The organism is Catellatospora aurea, assembly GCF_042663325.1.
GTDB lineage: Bacteria > Actinomycetota > Actinomycetes > Mycobacteriales > Micromonosporaceae > Catellatospora > Catellatospora aurea.
The window spans coordinates 74997-90636 of record NZ_JBHTAC010000022.1 but is presented as its reverse complement, the minus strand read 5'-3'; the positions used below and the strand labels follow the sequence as shown (position 1 = coordinate 90636).

17 protein-coding genes are annotated in these 15640 nt (G+C 71.9%); 6 read left to right on the top strand and 11 right to left on the bottom strand.

Annotation, left to right across the window (positions count from 1 at the left end; translation table 11 throughout):
- Positions 1-67 precede the first annotated feature (67 nt).
- Together ACFQO7_RS21680 and ACFQO7_RS21675 are read right to left on the bottom strand one after the other, a co-directional pair.
- Positions 68-229 (bottom strand): hypothetical protein, encoded by a 162-nt coding sequence (locus tag ACFQO7_RS21680; RefSeq protein WP_203692783.1) that lies wholly within the window; start codon positions 227-229, stop codon positions 68-70.
- Between the two features lie 290 nt (positions 230-519).
- On the bottom strand, positions 520-2349 hold the full coding sequence (locus ACFQO7_RS21675) for a glycoside hydrolase family 76 protein (protein ID WP_376808054.1): 1830 nt from the start codon (positions 2347-2349) through the stop codon (positions 520-522).
- Positions 2350-2523: 174 nt separating this feature from the next.
- Between ACFQO7_RS21675 and ACFQO7_RS21670 the strand changes: the two genes are divergently transcribed.
- The gene (locus tag ACFQO7_RS21670) at positions 2524-3828 is read left to right on the top strand and encodes a serpin family protein (RefSeq protein WP_376808053.1); all 1305 of its coding nucleotides are present in this window, start codon (positions 2524-2526) and stop codon (positions 3826-3828) included.
- A gap of 19 nt (positions 3829-3847) precedes the next feature.
- Here the strand turns inward: ACFQO7_RS21670 and ACFQO7_RS21665 are convergent, their stop codons facing one another.
- Complete coding sequence (locus ACFQO7_RS21665) at positions 3848-4522, bottom strand: PhzF family phenazine biosynthesis protein (protein WP_376808052.1); 675 nt, start codon at positions 4520-4522, stop codon at positions 3848-3850.
- Between the two features lie 181 nt (positions 4523-4703).
- Between ACFQO7_RS21665 and ACFQO7_RS21660 the strand changes: the two genes are divergently transcribed.
- The gene (locus tag ACFQO7_RS21660) at positions 4704-5441 is read left to right on the top strand and encodes a tetratricopeptide repeat protein (protein ID WP_376808051.1); all 738 of its coding nucleotides are present in this window, start codon (positions 4704-4706) and stop codon (positions 5439-5441) included.
- A 44-nt stretch (positions 5442-5485) separates the two neighbouring features.
- A complete protein-coding gene (locus ACFQO7_RS21655; protein ID WP_376808050.1) occupies positions 5486-6175 on the top strand; it encodes a type 1 glutamine amidotransferase domain-containing protein in 690 nt (229 codons plus the stop codon).
- Here the strand turns inward: ACFQO7_RS21655 and ACFQO7_RS21650 are convergent.
- The 3 genes from ACFQO7_RS21650 to ACFQO7_RS21640 all read right to left on the bottom strand — a co-directional run bounded on the left by ACFQO7_RS21650 (position 6165) and on the right by ACFQO7_RS21640 (position 9287).
- Positions 6165-7556: a WD40 repeat domain-containing protein gene (locus ACFQO7_RS21650; protein ID WP_376808049.1), complete on the bottom strand. Its 1392-nt coding sequence runs from the start codon at positions 7554-7556 to the stop codon at positions 6165-6167. The two genes, ACFQO7_RS21655 and ACFQO7_RS21650, sit on opposite strands and share 11 nt — an antisense overlap.
- A complete protein-coding gene (locus ACFQO7_RS21645; protein WP_376808048.1) occupies positions 7553-8053 on the bottom strand; it encodes a SigE family RNA polymerase sigma factor in 501 nt (166 codons plus the stop codon). The genes ACFQO7_RS21650 and ACFQO7_RS21645 overlap by 4 nt, the downstream gene beginning before the upstream one ends.
- Positions 8054-8129: 76 nt before the next feature.
- Positions 8130-9287, bottom strand: a complete 1158-nt coding sequence (locus tag ACFQO7_RS21640) for a GyrI-like domain-containing protein (RefSeq protein WP_376808047.1) — start codon at positions 9285-9287, stop codon at positions 8130-8132.
- A gap of 200 nt (positions 9288-9487) precedes the next feature.
- Here ACFQO7_RS21640 and ACFQO7_RS21635 point away from each other — a divergent pair, with 200 nt between their 5' ends.
- Positions 9488-9865: a family 43 glycosylhydrolase gene (locus ACFQO7_RS21635; RefSeq protein WP_376808046.1), complete on the top strand. Its 378-nt coding sequence runs from the start codon at positions 9488-9490 to the stop codon at positions 9863-9865.
- Here ACFQO7_RS21635 and ACFQO7_RS21630 read toward each other — a convergent pair.
- Positions 9850-10263 carry a cupin domain-containing protein gene (locus ACFQO7_RS21630; protein WP_376808045.1) on the bottom strand — a complete coding sequence of 138 codons (414 nt, stop codon included), beginning with the start codon at positions 10261-10263 and terminating at the stop codon, positions 9850-9852. The genes ACFQO7_RS21635 and ACFQO7_RS21630 overlap by 16 nt on opposite strands.
- Before the next feature lie 180 nt (positions 10264-10443).
- Between ACFQO7_RS21630 and ACFQO7_RS21625 the strand changes: the two genes are divergently transcribed.
- The gene (locus tag ACFQO7_RS21625) at positions 10444-11664 is read left to right on the top strand and encodes an amidohydrolase family protein (protein ID WP_376808044.1); all 1221 of its coding nucleotides are present in this window, start codon (positions 10444-10446) and stop codon (positions 11662-11664) included.
- Positions 11665-11744: 80 nt separating this feature from the next.
- Here ACFQO7_RS21625 and ACFQO7_RS21620 read toward each other — a convergent pair whose 3' ends face one another.
- From ACFQO7_RS21620 to ACFQO7_RS21610, 3 genes are all read right to left on the bottom strand, one after another.
- A complete protein-coding gene (locus ACFQO7_RS21620; RefSeq protein WP_376808043.1) occupies positions 11745-12482 on the bottom strand; it encodes a class I SAM-dependent methyltransferase in 738 nt (245 codons plus the stop codon).
- Positions 12483-12521: 39 nt separating this feature from the next.
- Entirely contained in the window at positions 12522-13127 is a 606-nt protein-coding gene (locus tag ACFQO7_RS21615; RefSeq protein WP_376808042.1) for a TetR family transcriptional regulator, read from the bottom strand.
- 64 nt (positions 13128-13191) lie between these two features.
- Positions 13192-13899 (bottom strand): SDR family oxidoreductase, encoded by a 708-nt coding sequence (locus tag ACFQO7_RS21610; RefSeq protein WP_376808041.1) that lies wholly within the window; start codon positions 13897-13899, stop codon positions 13192-13194.
- Between the two features lie 267 nt (positions 13900-14166).
- On the opposite strand from ACFQO7_RS21610, the gene ACFQO7_RS21605 reads away from it, so the two are divergent.
- Positions 14167-14727 (top strand): cation:proton antiporter, encoded by a 561-nt coding sequence (locus ACFQO7_RS21605; protein ID WP_376808040.1) that lies wholly within the window; start codon positions 14167-14169, stop codon positions 14725-14727.
- 16 nt (positions 14728-14743) lie between these two features.
- On the opposite strand, the gene ACFQO7_RS21600 is transcribed toward ACFQO7_RS21605, so the two are convergent.
- The gene (locus ACFQO7_RS21600; protein ID WP_376808039.1) at positions 14744-15550 is read right to left on the bottom strand and encodes a hypothetical protein; all 807 of its coding nucleotides are present in this window, start codon (positions 15548-15550) and stop codon (positions 14744-14746) included.
- Between the last annotated feature and the right edge of the window lie 90 nt (positions 15551-15640).

Genomic DNA, 15640 nt, shown 5'->3' with positions numbered 1-15640 from the left:
AAAGTCCGCAGGAGGCGCGACGGTGGCGCGGCTGGGCCGGCCACCGTCGCGGGTTCGTTTCAGAGGTTCAGCAACCGCAGCCGCAGGCGCACCCGCAACCGCAGCCGGTGACGGGGGCGAGCTCGGGGTCCTGCGGGGTCAGCTCGCCGGCGTTGCGCATGATCTCGGTGACGAGCATGTCCCAGTCGCCGGTGGAGACGTCCTGGACGTCCAGGTCGAGGTGGTTCATTCTTCCTCCAAACCAGATCTGTTAACAAACCTTGCTGAGAAGGTAGCAGTAGCTCCCCGGCAACGGAAGACTCAAATAGATCATTACCGTCCGTGATCACGGACTCCGATGAGGACGCGTTCTCGCCGGCAGCGACCCACCGCGGCGAGTGCGGGAATGACTGAGGGGACGGCCACCCCTCAGGACCGTCCCCTCAGCAGAGCGCGAACCGGCCCGCTACGGGCTCGTTCAGCACCACGAAGACACCATAACGGGAAATCAGCGCAAAGCACGTCATCCGTGCGTGTCGACTAGGGATTTTTCGGCGTCGCGGCCAGCAGCGCGCCGAGTCCGGAGGCCTGGGTGCGCCAGTCGCGGGCGTTCGGCGTCCCGCCGGCCCAGCGCTGCCCGATCCGATGGAGGCTGTCGCGGTCGTACTGCCAGATCGCGTCGGCCTGCCGCTGCGCGTAGGTGCGGTACGCGGCCACGCCCGAGGCGTCGGCCAGGTCCATCAGATACCGCATGAAGATGCCCTTGAACTGCTTCTGGTTGTCGTCGCAGCTGTTGGCCGGGTCGCAGGACTCGGTCAGGATGCCCGAGCGGGTCAGCACCGCCGAGTTCATCGCCGCGTCAGCCAGCTGCCGCGCCTGGGCCAGCAGCGACGCGTTGCCGGTGGCCCGCCACAGCTCGACGGCCCCGCCGACCGCCAGCCCCTGGTTGTACGTCCACACGGTCTGCCCGTTGTTCGCGCAGCCGCCGGTGATCCCGTCGTTGACCAGCCCCGAGCCGTTGATCATGCCGCTCGCGGCGAACCAGTTCCAGCCCGCGGTGGCCCGGCCCAGCCACAGCGTGTCGCCTGGAATCCGGTTGTGCAGCGCCGCGGTGAGCCGGACGTACAGCCCGATGGTGACCGCGTTCTTGTACGTGCGCTCGCGGTTCCACCAGACCCCGCCGCCGCAGACGCCGTCCCAGTACGAGTGCATGTAGTTCGCGATGGTCAGGGCCATGTTCAGGAACTTGGCGTCGCGCGTGACGTCGTACGCCTGCACCCAGGCCAGCGCCCACCAGCCGGTGTCGTCGATGGCGCGGCTGATGAAGTTGCCCTCGATCGCGTCGGTGCTCTTCTGCCCCGCCGGCATCACGCCCTTGTTCAGTTCGAACGTCCGGTCGATCAGCCAGCGGTAGTCGGCGCGGCCGGTGCGCCCCGACCAGTCCCCCAGCGCGGTGACCGCGACCGCCGAGTTCCACCAGCTCGACGGCCACCACGCGGTGTCGGTGCGATAGGCGTACGCCAGCGCGTCGGCGGCGGCGGCCGGCCGGTCGGCAGCGGGCCGGGCCCAGGCGGTGCAGCTGCCGTTCGCGCCGCTGACGGCCCGGCCGCACGCCCGCACCGCCCCGCCGTACAGCAGCGAGCGCGGATCGCGGGTGTTGACCATGGTGGTGCGCACCGAGGTCGCGCCGGCCGGGACGCTGACCCGCCCCAGCGACGAGCCGCCCGGCCAGGACGCGCCCTCGTCCCACGAGCGGTCCAGCCACACCTCGTCACCGGCCGTGCCCGCGCCGAGCGTGGCCCAGCCCAGGCCGCGGTTGTCGATGTGCAGGTCGATGCGGCGGTTGCTGATGGTCGCCCCGGGCACCGGCTGGTTGTCGCCGACGGCCGTGGCCGGATCCGCTCCGTCGCAGACGGCGTCGCAGACCTTGACGTACACCCAGGCGGTGCAGGTGACCCCGCCCGCGTTGCCGCAGGCCCGGACCATGCCGCGCCGGTGGGCGGCCGGGTCGGCGACGTTGTACATCAGGGTGCGGGTGCCGGTCCAGGTCGACGGGATGCTGGCCTTGCCGAGCAGGCCGTCCCAGGTGGAGCCGTCGGTCCAGCTGCGGTCGAGCCAGACGGAGTCGCCTACGACGCCGTTGTCGATGCTGCCCCAGGCCATCCGGTCGGCGTCGGAGACGTGCAGGACCAGCCGCCGCCCGTTGAGGTTGACCTCCGGCACGGGGAAGGTCTCCTGCCGGGCCAGCGACGGATCGCGGGTGTCGCAGTAGAGCGCGCACACCGCCGGGGCCGCGCTCGCCGGGGTCGCGACCACCGCGCCCGCCGCTCCGACGAGCAGCACCGTCATGAGGACTGTCAGCTTGCGCATCGGTTCCCCTCGCTCCACCCACCCGGGCGGGGTCGGCATTCGTCGATGTCCGTCGATCGAAGTTAACGAACTTAACCGTTCGATGTCCACGATGCGCACGTGCCACCGCGAGCAGCCGCAACCAGTTCCGGGGCCGAGACGTCTCAGAAGTCGAGACCGACTCCGGAGGCGACCATGCACGCAGGACATCCCGACCCCGCCACCGCCACCCGGCGCGCGCTGCTGCTGGGGCTGGCCGCGGCCGCCGCGCTGCCGCTGGTCGGCTGCGCCGGCGAGGACGGCGGGCCGGAGCTGGTCACCGCCGCGGACGTGGACCGGGTCGTGCCGCCGGCCGACGCCCCGGTCGCCGCCGCCGTGGACGGTGTCGCCGACTTCGGCCACCGCTTGCTGCAGGCCGCCGCCGAGCCCGGGGCCAACTTCGTCGCCTCGCCGTTGAGCATCGCGCTCGCGTTCGCGATGGTGCGCGTCGGTGCGGGCAGCACGACCGCGAAGGAACTCGACGCCGCGTTCGGCTTCCCGGCACAGGGCCGCGACCAGGCGTACAACGCCATCAGCGGGCAGCTCGCCACCGTAGACATCCCCCCGAAGCCGAAGACCGGCCCGCGCGACCCGAGCGCCAAGCGCAATCCGCCCGTGGTGAGCATCGGCAACGCCCTCTTCCCGCAGGAAGGCTTCACCGTCGGCGAAGCGTTCCTGCGCACGCTGGCCGAGCAGTACGCGGCGGGCGTCCGCCCGGTCGACTTCGGCGGCGACGCGGCCGGCCAGATCAACGCGTGGGTCAACCGCCAGACCGCGGGCCGGATCGCGAAGGTGTTCGACAGCCTGCCCGCGGACACGAAGCTGGTGCTGGCCAACACCGTCTACTTCAAGGCGGACTGGCGAAGCTACTTCATCGAGATCGCCGACGCCGCGTTCACCAAGGCCGACGGCACGGTCATCCAGACTCCGACGATGCACAACGGCCTGCGCATCCGCTACGCCGAGACCGCCGGCATCGCCGCGATCGAACTGCCCTACGCCGAGGGCCCGTACGCGATGTGGCTGATGCTCCCGCCGCCCGGCGGCAAGCCGGAGGACGCGCTGGCGCACCGGGTGCTGGCCCGGCTGCGCGACTCGTTCACCGAGTTGCAGGTCGACGTCGCCGTCCCGAAGTGGGACTTCGACTTCTCGATCGACCTTATTCCGACGCTGACCAAGCTCGGCGTGACTGCCGCGTTCGGCGCCGGAGCCGACTTCGACGGCATCGCACCGGGGCTGTTCATCTCCGACGCGGTGCACAAGGCGAACATCACCGTCGACGAGTGGGGGTCCGAGGCCGCCGCCGTCACCGGCCTGGCGTTCGCGATGAGCGGCCCGCCGCCCACGCAGGCGACGTTCATCGCCGACCGGCCGTTCGCGTTCGCCATCGTCGGCGGCGAGCACCACATCCCGCTGTTCATCGGCCGGGTCAGCGACCCGACGGCCAAGCGATCGAGCTGACCCTCCAACGCGGCCCTGCTCACAGCGTTCGGACCTCGTCGAGGGCGACACGGCCGCCGACCTCGATCCAGCCGTCGGGCCGCGGGCGTGCCAGGATCTGCGACGCGACACCCTGCCGGATGTCGAGGGCCTTGCCGAGGGTGTGCGCGAGCAGCAGCGCGGCGGCGCCGGTGGCCTCGTCTTCGATGACGGAGTCACCGCGACGGGGAAAGGCGCGCGCCCGGACCACGCCGCTTGCCTCGTCCTGCCAGGCCCAGGCATAGAGGAAGCCGCTGCCCGGCGGCGGTGCGGGCAGGCCGTCGATCTCGGCTGCGGATGCGTGTTGTCGCAGCTCGCGGCCGGCGGCCCAGTCGGCGCGACCGGCGATCCAGGTGAAGTCGCGGTCATGCCAGGTGGAGACGTCACCGGCGGGCGGACGTAGCACGTCGACTCCGGTGCCCAGATGTCGTAGCAGCCAGGACGTCCCGACCAGTGGGTGCCCGGCGAAGGGCAGGCGAACGCTGGGCGTGTAGATGTCGACCACACCGCGGTCCGGATCGTCGACAAAGACCGTCTCACTGAACCCGAGCTTCGCGGCGAGGGCCAGCCGCTGCCGCTCGCCGACCACCGTCGCGCCGCGGCTGACGACGCCGAGCCGGTTGCCGCCACGCCCGCCCGGCCCGCAGAACACCCGCAGCACATGAAGATCAGCCACAACTGCCATCGAACCATGGGTTTCCCTCCAGTGCCCGCACCTGCACTGCGTCGAGTCCCCACCCGGCATGTTCCAGATCTGACTTGCTGTGACCGCCGGCACGGGATCGGCGAGCGCGGTCGGAACCGGTGCAGGCAGCGGCATAATGTCGACAAAACCTGACACATGGGAGCTACCGCGAATGAGTTTCAGCGACGAGGTGCGGGCGGCTTTCCGGCGCGGTGAGACCGATGCCGTGGTACGCATGAGCCAGGCCGAGATCGTCCGCGCGCAGGCGGCCGGGGACCTGGCCGGTGAGGTGGAGGCCAGGTATGCCCTGGCCCGGGTGGCCATCCGCGGCGGCGACCTGCCGGGCGGCGAGGTCCGGGCCCGGGAGGCGCTCGCCGTGGCGCAACGCTCCGGGGACCGCGCCCTGGAGGAGCGGCCCCGGCATGTGCTGGCGGCGGTGGCGCGGATGTCGGGCGACCTGGCCCGCGCCCGGGACCTGTACCGGGAGAACATCGCGCTCAACGAGGCCCTGGGCCGCCCCGAGGTCGTCAACTCGGAGTACCACAACCTCGCGTTCTGCGAGCTCGGACTCGGCAACCTCGACACGGCGAGGGAGCTGTTCGCGGCGGGCCGGGAGCGGGTTTTCCAGCACGGCTGGGCCGATTTCGTACCGTACGTCTGCGTGGCCGGTGTCGCGCTCGCCTCCGCCGAGGGTGACCACGCGCGGGCGGCGCTGCTGGTGGGCGTCGCGGACGCGGCGTTCGCCGCGCTCGGGCAGGTGCCCGACCCGGATGACGCGGCTGACCTGGCCAAGGCTCGGGCGGCCGCGATCGAGAGGCTGGGCCCGGATCTGTTCGCCGAGCGGTACGCGCAGGGTCAGGCCCTCGATCCGCAGGCGGCGTTCGGGGACGCCGGGACCGCCGACATGTAACCCACCGACGTCATACGATTACTCCTCGTAGGGAGGTGGGGTACATGAAGGTCCTGATGGTGATCACCTCACATGATCAGCTCGGTGACACCGGCCGCAAGACGGGCTTCTGGCTGGAGGAACTGGCCGCGCCCTATTACCGCTTCCGGGATGCCGGATGGGACGTCACGCTGGCGTCGCCGCTGGGCGGGCGGCCGCCGCTGGACCCCAAGAGCAACGAACCGGAGTTCCGGACCGACCTGACCCGCCGGTTCGAGGCCGACGCGGCCGCCGAAGCCCAGCTCGACACCACGCTGCGGCTGGACTCGGTGTCCGCCGACGACTTCGACACCGTGTTCTACCCGGGCGGGCACGGCCCGATGTGGGACCTGGCCGAGGATCCCGTGTCGGTCGCCCTGATCGAGCAGGTGGTCCGGTCCGGCAAGGCCATCGCGCTGGTATGCCACGCCCCGGGCGCGCTGCGCCACGTCAAGACGCCCGAGGGCACTCCCCTGGTCGCCGGCCGGAAGGTCACCGGCTTCACCGACACCGAGGAAGAAGCGGTGGGCCTGACCAAGGTCGTGCCGTTCCTGGTCGAGGACGAACTCGTCGCCAAGGGAGCCCACTTCAGCAAGGCCGACGACTGGCAGCCGTACGTGGTGACCGACGGCCGGCTCATCACCGGCCAGAACCCGGCATCCTCGGGCCCGGCCGCCGACCAGCTGATCTCCATGGTCGAGAAGCTCACGAAGTAGCGTCACCGGCCCGCCTGCGCCGCACCCGGCGTCGCACCAGCCAGACCACCGCGGCCAGGACGGCGACCGTCGCAAGCGCCGCGACCTGGAAGCCGACGGGCCACGGTCCGCGGTCGGCCGACTCTGCCGTGCGCGTGCCCAGTCCGGGCAGCAGTCCCGCGGCGACCGAGATCTCGTACGGCACGCAGCGCTGCATGCCGAGCTCGCACCGGTGGGAGTCGTCGAACGTGCTCAGCACCCGGGCCGGGCTCCCGTCGAGGGGCACCGCCGACAGCGCGCCGGTGTCCGAGCCGTAGTCCCAGGCGTGCCCCAGCACCTCGGTGTCGGACAGCCAGCCCAGGAACGTCTCCGTGTCGGCGGTGCCGCGCAGCGCGGACGGCTCGGCGAGACTGACGGTGCGCACCGCACCCGGCGTCCCGGAGTCGAACAGGTAGACGCGGTGGCTGCCGACGCCCTCGGACCGCCACGGCACCACGGCCAGCAGCAGCCCCGACGGCGACCAGGCGTTGTGCACGGTGATCCCGTAGCCCTGCGGCACCATCACCTCCCGCTGCCGCTGCCCGTCCAGCCCGATCAGCCAGGTCCGCAGCTCGGACTGCACCACCAGCCGCTGCCCGTCGGGCGCGAAAGCTGCGGCCGACACCGGCACGAGGCCGGTCCCGGTGGCCTGCCCGGTGCGCAGGTTCAGCAGCATCAGCTCGCCGTGCCCGGTGGCGTACCACTCGACGTAGTTGCCGGCGTCACGGGCCGCCTCCTCCGCGACGGACGCCAGGTCGACGACCGAGTACGCCAGGATGTTGCCGTCCGGGGACAGCGCCAGCGGGACGACCCCGCCGGGGCGCGGCACCGGCACCTGCCGGACCTGCCCCGTCTCCAGGTCGACGACGCGCACCTCGGCCACCTCGCGGTCGGGTTCGGACAGCACGATCGTGCGCCCGTCCGGGGACAGCAGCCACGGCTTGGTGCGCTCGGGCACGGCGTCGAGCTGCCGGTACACGTCGGCGTCGGCGCCCAGCACGAGCGTCTGGTAGGTGCGCAGCATCTCGCTGTTGCCGTATCCGTACAGCAGCAGCGCCCGCCCCGGCGGGGCGGCGCTCACCGAACCGGTCAGCGGCGAGTATCCGGCGATCCGGTCGGGCAGGCCCGCCGCCTTTCCCGGCGACGGCCGCGCGGGAGCCGCGTCGCGGTCGCCGCCGGGGATGAGCAGCGCTCCGGTGCCCAGCAGCAGGGCCACGACCGCGCACAGCGCGGCGGTGGCGCGTCGCCGCCGGACGTCGCGCCGGGCGGCCGGCACCAGGCCCTCGATCAGTCCGGGCGGCAACGGCGGTTCGGGCTCCTTCGGGGCTGCGGCCAGCAGGGCCGCGATCTGCTGGTCGTTCACGCTCGGTCTCCTACGTAGTTGGGCAGCAGCCGCCGCAGGGCGGTGATGGCGTACGACGTCTGGCTCTTGACCGTGCCCGGCGAGCAGCCCAGCGTCCGGGCGGTCTCCGCGACGTCCATGCCGTCCCAGTAGCGCAGCACGATCACGGCGCGCTGGCCGGGGGCGAGCCTGGCCAGCGCCGCCATCAGGTCGAGGCGGTCGGCGACGTCCGCGGCCGGTGCGGGGACGTCCGGTGGTTCGGGGAACGGCCTGACCCGTCGCGCCCACCAGGTCTGCCGCTGGTCGAGGAAGATGTTGACGAGCATGCGGCGCACGTAGGCGTCCGGCGAGTCGGCCTGCGCGACCCGTGTCCAGTGCCGATACAGCCGGATCAGCGCGGACTGGGTCAGGTCGTGCGCCTCGTCCCAGTTCCCGCACAGCCGGTACGCCGTCCGGCGCAGCTCCAGCACCCGTGCTTGCGCGAACTCGGTGAAGGCGTGTTCGTCGTCGGCCCGCATGAGACCCCTCTCGTCCGTACCCCCTGACCGGAGCAGCTCGCCGAACGGTTGTGCCGTCCGGTCGTCGAATTCTCGGTCAGGCCGGTTTGACGGGCTGCCGGAGGATCGTCTTGAGCTTGGCCGGCTCCGTGCGCCGGGCGTCGCTGAGGTAGATCTCGTGATGGTCGCCGTTGAACGTCAGCCCGTTGTCCGGCAGGTAGCGGTGGTGCAGGCGGTCCAGGGTCGGCGCTTCGTCGTCGTAGGAGCCGATGTGCAGGATCTGCACGCTCTTCCCCTCGGTGAGGCTGATCAGCCGGAGGCCGGCCAGGGCCGGGTTGTCCTTCTTCTTCGCGGCTTCGACGACGGCCGCGCGGACCATGTCCTCGGTGATCCAGTCGGGCTGGCTGATCAGCATCGTCCACGACCAGGCCTGCTTGTCACGGATCACGAAGGACCGCGGGTCGTCGGCACGCCACAGCCCTTCCAGCGGCCCCACCACGAAGTCCCGGTCGAGGGTCTTCTTGCTCGCGAACTTCAGGGTGTACGCCGTCGTGAACAGGGCCTCCACGGCCTCGGCGTACGCCGGGGAGCTGTTCGGGTCGCCGTGGCCGTCGACCGCGAGGTATTTCAGCTCGGGCACGTCCACGACGACGAAGTCCTTCGCGGGCGGGGCGTACAGCTCTCGGCGTGCCTTCTTGACGTCGTACTTGTCCATCGCGGTCTCCTTGGTCAGTGTCGCGAGCGTGGCCTCGGCCCAGCCGACGTCGGCCCGGAGCATCGCCTCGCAGTAGTCGAAGATCGCCGAAGCGGCGGTGGGCAGCGGCTCCTGGTGCGCCCGGGTGGCACGGACCTCTGCCAGCTGGTCCCGCAGCGCCGTCAGCCGCCGGGTCAGCCCTTCGGCCACGTCCGCTTCCGGCAGGCCGGGGCTGTTCGCCATCCCGATCAGGACCCGGGAGCGCACCGGCGTCAGCGCCGCCAGCGCGTCCCTGGTGGCGGCCGCGCACAGGTCACGGCCCGCTGCCGTCACCCGGTAGGTCGCGCGCGACTTCGCCGCGCGCCGCTCGGTCGCCGCCGCCTCGATCAGACCACGTCCGGCGAGCTTGTCGAGCAGGTAGTAGATCGACGAGAAGCCCAGTGCGGTCCAGGTCCGCACACCCCGTTCCTCGATGACCCGTTCCAGCTCGTACCCATGGCGCGGCTGCTCCAGGAGCAGCCCAAGCACGGTCAGTTCGGCATCGGTCAACGTCGGGTCCACGCGTCTATTCTAGCGCTAGAATAATGGCGGCGGCCGGCGGGGCGCACTCCGCACCGGTCTATGCTGAGCAGCGGGCGCGCATCGGGACGCGGCCATAGCATTGCCGGATGTCCGATCTCGAATCGCCGCTCCCCCGCCATCACCACGGCACCACCGGCTCCGAAGCGCATGGCTGAACCGGTGGCGCTTTCACCAATCCGGTGATCCCGGGGTTCCACCCGGATCCCAGCGTGTGCCGGGTCGGCGGGGACTACTACCTGGCCTGCTCCAGCTTCGAGTACTTCCCCGGGGTGCCGATCTTCCACAGCCGGGACCTGGTGCACTGGGAGCAGGTCGGCAACGCGCTGGACCGGCCGAGCCAGCTCGTCCTGCCGCCCGGCATGCCGTCGTCGGCCGGCGTGTACGCGCCCACCCTGCGCCACCACGACGGCCGCTTCTGGCTGATCACCACGAACGTCGCGCCCGGCGGCGGCAACATTCTCTTCACCGCGACGGACCCCGCCGGGCCGTGGTCCGATCCGGTCCGGCTGCCCGACGTCGGCGTCGCGTTCGACTGGTTCGACTACGAACCGCTCTGACGCGGGGCGCGGCGGTCGCGGCGGCGTTCCAGCTCGTCGTCGTCGACATAGGTCAGCATCGGCTGGCCCGGCACGCAGTGCATGACGACGACGAAGCGGCTGGTCGCGTCGGGCAGGTTGTTGCCGTCCTGGTAGTGGATGACATCACCGCCCGGCTCGAAGAACGCCTCGCCCGCCCGGATGACCCGTTCGGGCTCGCCTTCGAGTTCGAAGAGCATCTCTCCTTCGATCATGTATCCGAAGATCGGGCCGGAGTGCTTGTGCGGCGGCAGTCCCTTGCCGCCGGGCGGGATCTCGACCAGCAGGGTCATCACGTCGACCGGCTGCGGGGTGCTGTCGAGCAGCCGCTGGTTGAGCATGGTGAGCACGGACGTGCTCCGGTTGTCCGCGGGGTCCATGTCGGTTCACCTCTTCGCACGGTGCCAGCGATGGCCGCTGAGCTGGTCCGGCACCGGTCCCTGCCGGTACGCCGGACGAATCCATCCTCGCAAAGGGCGGCAGGTCCTGTGTTCGGAATCGTTCACTCGGGTGGGGCGGCCGGTCTGGCACGGTCCGGCGTGACACGGGATCCTGACGTGATGACCACGCAGACGCAACCCCGCCCGAACCTGCTCGTACTGCGCGCACGGCGGCTGTTCGACGGCGGCGCCCTGATCGACGACCCGTCCGTCGTCGTCGACGGCGGCCGGATCGTCTCGGTCGTGCAAGGCGCGGCGGGTCTGCCGGATGGCGCGGACGTGGTCGACCTGCCCGCGGCCACGCTGCTGCCCGGACTCGTCGACACCCACCTGCACCTGGCATTCGACGCCACCGCCGACCCGATCGCGCGGCTGGGCGAGCGCGACGACACGGCGGCCTACGGGGCGATGTGCACGGCGGCCCGCGCGGCCGCGGCGGGCGGCGTCACCACCGTGCGCGACCTCGGCGACCGTGGTTACCTGGCGCTGCGGGTGCGCGCGGCGGCCCGCGCCGGCGACCACACGCTGCCCGCGGTCGTGGCCGCGGGCGTGCCGATCACGACACCCGGCGGGCACTGCCACTTCCTCGGTGACTGCGCCGCCGGTGTCGCGGACCTGCGCGCCGCGGTCCGCGCTCGCGCCGAACGCGGAGTCGACGTCATCAAGATCATGGCGAGCGGCGGCAACATCACCCCGGGCAGCCGCCCGGAAATGGCGCAGTACTCCGTGCACGAGCTGCGGGCGGTGGTCGAGCAGGCGCACGAACTCGGGCTGCGGGTCGCGGCGCACGCCCACGGCACGTCGTCGATCGTCGCCGCGACCGAGGCCGGCGTCGACAGCCTCGAACACGCCACCTTCATCAACGCCGGCTCCGTCGACGACATCCCCGACGGGCTGCTGGACACCATCGTGTCCCGCGGCATCGCGTTGAGCCTCACGTTCGGCACCCGGCTCGTGGACGGCCACGCGGTGCCGCCGAGCATCGCCACCCGGATGCCGCGGTTCACCGCCAACGCGGCCCGGATGCGCGCCGCGGGCGCGCGGATCGTGATCGGCACCGACGCGGGCATCGCACCCGTGAAGCCGCACTTCGTGCTGCGTCATGCGGTGCCCCAGCTCGCGCCGCTCGGCATGGACGGCGCGGAGGCGCTGCACGCGGTCACCGCACGGGCGGCCGAAGTGGTCGGGCTGGGCCATCGCAAAGGGCGGATCGCCCCCGGTTACGACGCGGACATCCTGGCCGTGTCGGGCGACCCGGTCGCCGATCCGGCAGCGATCCACCGGCTGCTCGCCGTGTACGTCCGCGGGGTCAGGCTGACCGCACCCTCGCCTGATCTTTGAGCCCTCGGCGTCCGATGGATCGGCGAATCGCCATCGGCGTCATCGGGTCCCCATAGGCTGATGGTAGGCGCGCCGTGACGCTACCGGGGCGATGTCACCAGCCGGTAGCCGACGTCGGCCGCGCCCGCGCCCGCGCGACCGTGGCGCTCCTGCCATCGCCCGCCGTCCAGGTCGGCCCGCAGCCGCCGCGTCGCCTCGGCGACCCGGGCCGGGTCGAGCCTGGCCAGCGAGGAGATCGAGGCCCGCACCGCCGGGTCGAGGTAGGCGTGCGGCCTGTCCCAGTACGCCGCGAGGAAGCCGTCGCTGCAGCCGTGCGGCACCGGCACCTCCGTCACCCGGGCGGGGGCCAGGTGCCGGGCGATGAAGTCGTGCTCGGGCAGCTGCCGCTCGGCCGCGGCGATCTCCGGCAGGTAGTCGGCGATCAGCCAGAACCGGGACATGACCGCGTGATCCCAGGTGAGCACCACCTGCCGGTGCGAGACCCGGCGCAGCTCGGCCAGCCCGCGGGCCGGGTCGGTCCAGTGGTGCACGGTGAGGATGGCCAGCCCGACGTCGAAGCGTTTGTCGGCGAACGGCAGCCGCTCGGCGACGGCGCGCACCACGGGCGCGCTGCCCGGCGGCCGTTGCGCGATCATCACCGGCGACGGCTCCACGGCCAGTACGCTGCGGTCGGCTGGTTCGTAGGAACCCGCGCCCGCCCCGACGTTGACGACCGTGCGGGCATCGCCGAGCGCTGCTTCGATGATCGCGGCCAGGCGCGGGTCCGGTCGGCGGCGCTCGGCATAACCTGCGCCGAGAGTCCGGTAAGGATCGTTCATGGGTGCCTTCCTACCATCATCAGCGCCAGGCATCGGTGTTCAGCCCTGGCCTGGTGCCGGTTCGCTCACCCGGCGGACCGCCGCCAGCAGCGCCGCACGGTGCTCGGCGAGCCGGGCCGGCGACATCGGGTCGTCGCCGGCGGTCGCGAGCAGACCCGGCGAGGCGCTGAGCCAGCCCTCCGTCATACGCAGCACGATGGCGAACAGGTCCACGGCGGCGATGTCGTCGCGGAGCCGCCCGGCGCGCTGTGCTGAGGCGACGGCGTCGACCCGGGTCTGGAAGGCTTCGCGTTCCAGTGCGGTCGGTTCGGAGCGTTCCAGGACGCGCCAGGTGGCGAGACGGCGTGCCCGGGGGTTGGCGAGCATGTAGTCGAAGCGCGCGGCGGCGAAGGCGCACAGGTCCCCGTCGTCCAGGGACGCGGCCGCGACCACGGCCCGGGTCTGCTCGGCCAGGACGGCGTCGAACAGGTCGTTCTTGTCTCCGAAGTACACGTACAGCAGGCGTTTGTTGGCTCCGGCGCGCTCGGCGATGCGGTCGATGCGCGCACCGGCCAGCCCGCACTCGGCGAACTCGTCCGTGGCGGCTTCGAGCAGCAGCGCCTTGGTGGCCTGGGCGTCGCGGGCCCGCGGCATGGGTGTGGTCATTCGGGTCTTCCTCGTCGAAGGGCGGGCCGGCCCGCGCGCCGTACGGCGGCCGGGCCGGGCCGGATCACCAGGGAATCACGCCGTCCTTGTCGAAGAACCCGCCGGTGGGGCCGTCGGGTCCGAGCTGGGCCATGCGGACGATGGCCTCGGCTCCCTCCTCGACGGTCTGGGTGCCGGCGTGGTGATTCAGGTCGGTGGCGGTGAAACCCGGGTCCACGGCGTTGATCCTGACGCCCGGGTACGCCTTGGCGTACTGCACCGTGAGCATGTTCACCGCGGCCTTCGAGGCCGGGTAGGCGATGTCGGGATAGAAGTGCGACGGAGAGTCCGGGTTGGCCAGCTCGCGCATCAGCGACGTGCCGCTGCCGACGTTGACGACGACCGGGGCGGCGGAGCGCTGCAGGACCGGCAGGAACGCGTGCAGCATCCGCACCTGGCCGAACACGTTGGTCTCGAAGATGGCGCGGACGGAGTCGGCGGTCACCTCGGCCGGTGGCACGAAGCCGCCGTCGGCGGTCCGTGGCTCGATGCCGGCGTTGTTGATCAGGACGTCGAGGCCGCCGTCGGCCTCGACGGTCTTGACGGCGGCGGCGACCGAGGCGTCGTCGGTGACGTCGAGCTGGATGAAGCGGGCGCCGAGCCGCTCGGCGGCCTGACGGCCCCGTTCCGGGTCGCGGGCGCCGACGTAGACGGTGTGTCCGGCGTCCACGAGCCGGCGGGCGGTCTCGAAGCCGAGACCCTTGTTGGCCCCGGTTATCAGCGTGATGGTCATGATGTGCCTCCTAATCCCATTTCGCCCGCTCTGCCCTGATCACCGGCTCCTTCGGCCGGTCGGTTGAGCGAGTATCTAACTAGTTGGTTACTAGCGTAGCGCGTTTCTCCGGTGGGCGACATCCCGTCGCCGAAACCGGGCGGGCAACCGAGCGGAACCGCCTGCGGCCAGGACCGCTGGGCGGTATGCAGGCGGTGGACCCGCCGGCCGGCGCACTCTCGGGTGGCCGGGTCTGCCCGACCGCCACGCGAAGGACGGAGAGCTCACGTGGAACTCCTGGTCATCGCGGTGGCCGCCGTGGTCGCCATCGTGGTCGTCAACGCCCTGGCCCGGCGTACCGGCGTGGCCGCACCGCTGCTCCTGGTGGCGCTCGGTGTCACCGTCGCCGCCGGAACCCTGCTGGTGCAGGGCGGCACGCTGCCCTGGCTGGTCCGCCGCCTGAGCCTGGGCGACGCGCCGTCGAGCACCGCCACGGACGTCCCCGCGCTGCGGCGCACCGGCCAGGAAGCCGCCCGCGCGATGCTCGACGACGCCGCGCTCGCGCGGCCCGACGGCGGGGGCTACGACCCCGAGGTCCTCGCCCGCGTACGCGCCGACGTCGTCCGCGACGACACCACCCAGGACCTCGACGCCCTGGCGACCGCCAGAAGGATCCGGCAGTACCGCGAACTCCGGTTACGGGTGATCGAGCGGCAGCGGTCGGCGCTGCTCACGGCAAGGGCGACCGGCCGCTACGACTCACGGGTGCTGGAGAAGGTGCTCGACACGCTCGACGCCGAACAGCTCATGGTCGAGCTGCGGACGGCGTCGGCGGTCGACGACGGCTGACCCCGCCCGCGGCGGCTCAGGAGGCCGCCTCCCAGACGTGCACGTCGAGCTTGACGTCCCCGGAGTCCGCGGACACACCCGTGATCTTCACCCAGGCCCAGCGCCCCTCGCTGGTGCGTACGCAGAACGCGGTGCCGGCGCGGGTCTTCTCCTGTTCGATACCGCGCTGCAGGGCGGTGGCGGCCACACAGGTCTGGTGCGACGGCTGCCCGCTGACGTACGTCAGGTCACGGTTCGAGGCGACGCCGTACGGGCCGACGCCGAGCGCCCCGCGCAGGTCCCAGCCGGACACCGAGCCGCGGACCACGTTCCAGTTGGGCGCGTCGGAGTCGAGGTCGATGGAGTAGTAGATGGGCAGCGTCACGGAGGCCGCCCGCTTGACGGCCGGCTCGCCGCCCGAGGCGGACGGCGCGGTCGGCGACGGTGACGGCGTGCTCGCCGACGGCGAGGCGCTCGGGCTCGGATCCCCCGTCGGCGCGTCCGGCGTCGCCGAGGTCGCACCACCGGGCCCGGTCTGCCCGGCGGCCGTGACAGCGGCCGGCTCGGGACGCAGCAGGCGGTCGCCCGCGGCGCCGACGGCGGCGGACACCGCGATGACGGCGAGCAGCAGGAAGACGGCGGGCAGCGCCTGCCGGTTGGTCCAGGTGCGGGCCAGTCCCCAGCCGGCGAAGACGAGCGCGGTCGCGCCGAGCAGCACAATCGCCAGCGCGCCCAGGTCGGTCAGGAATTCCAGCAGTGCCACGACCGTGCTGACGACCGTGGCGATCGCCGACAGGGCCGCGCCGCGCGCACCCGGCGCAGGGCGTTGCGATTGCTCCACCACGTATGCCACCTCGAAAGAGGAGCAGGTGCTCTCCACACCAGAGCGCCTGAGACCAACAGGAATCCAAAGCCGTCCCGGACTGTAATCGGG

Excerpts from the sequence above, each read along its gene's own strand:
- ACFQO7_RS21680 (WP_203692783.1), bottom strand. The coding sequence starts at position 229 with ATGAACCACCTCGACCTGGACGTCCAGGACGTCTCCACCGGCGACTGG.
- ACFQO7_RS21675 (WP_376808054.1), bottom strand. The coding sequence starts at position 2,349 with ATGCGCAAGCTGACAGTCCTCATGACGGTGCTGCTCGTCGGAGCGGCG.
- ACFQO7_RS21670 (WP_376808053.1), top strand. The coding sequence starts at position 2,524 with ATGCACGCAGGACATCCCGACCCCGCCACCGCCACCCGGCGCGCGCTG.
- ACFQO7_RS21660 (WP_376808051.1), top strand. The coding sequence starts at position 4,704 with ATGAGTTTCAGCGACGAGGTGCGGGCGGCTTTCCGGCGCGGTGAGACC.
- ACFQO7_RS21655 (WP_376808050.1), top strand. The coding sequence starts at position 5,486 with ATGAAGGTCCTGATGGTGATCACCTCACATGATCAGCTCGGTGACACC.
- ACFQO7_RS21645 (WP_376808048.1), bottom strand. The coding sequence starts at position 8,053 with ATGCGGGCCGACGACGAACACGCCTTCACCGAGTTCGCGCAAGCACGG.
- ACFQO7_RS21630 (WP_376808045.1), bottom strand. The coding sequence starts at position 10,263 with ATGGACCCCGCGGACAACCGGAGCACGTCCGTGCTCACCATGCTCAAC.
- ACFQO7_RS21625 (WP_376808044.1), top strand. The coding sequence starts at position 10,444 with ATGACCACGCAGACGCAACCCCGCCCGAACCTGCTCGTACTGCGCGCA.
- ACFQO7_RS21620 (WP_376808043.1), bottom strand. The coding sequence starts at position 12,482 with ATGAACGATCCTTACCGGACTCTCGGCGCAGGTTATGCCGAGCGCCGC.
- ACFQO7_RS21615 (WP_376808042.1), bottom strand. The coding sequence starts at position 13,127 with ATGACCACACCCATGCCGCGGGCCCGCGACGCCCAGGCCACCAAGGCG.
- ACFQO7_RS21610 (WP_376808041.1), bottom strand. The coding sequence starts at position 13,899 with ATGACCATCACGCTGATAACCGGGGCCAACAAGGGTCTCGGCTTCGAG.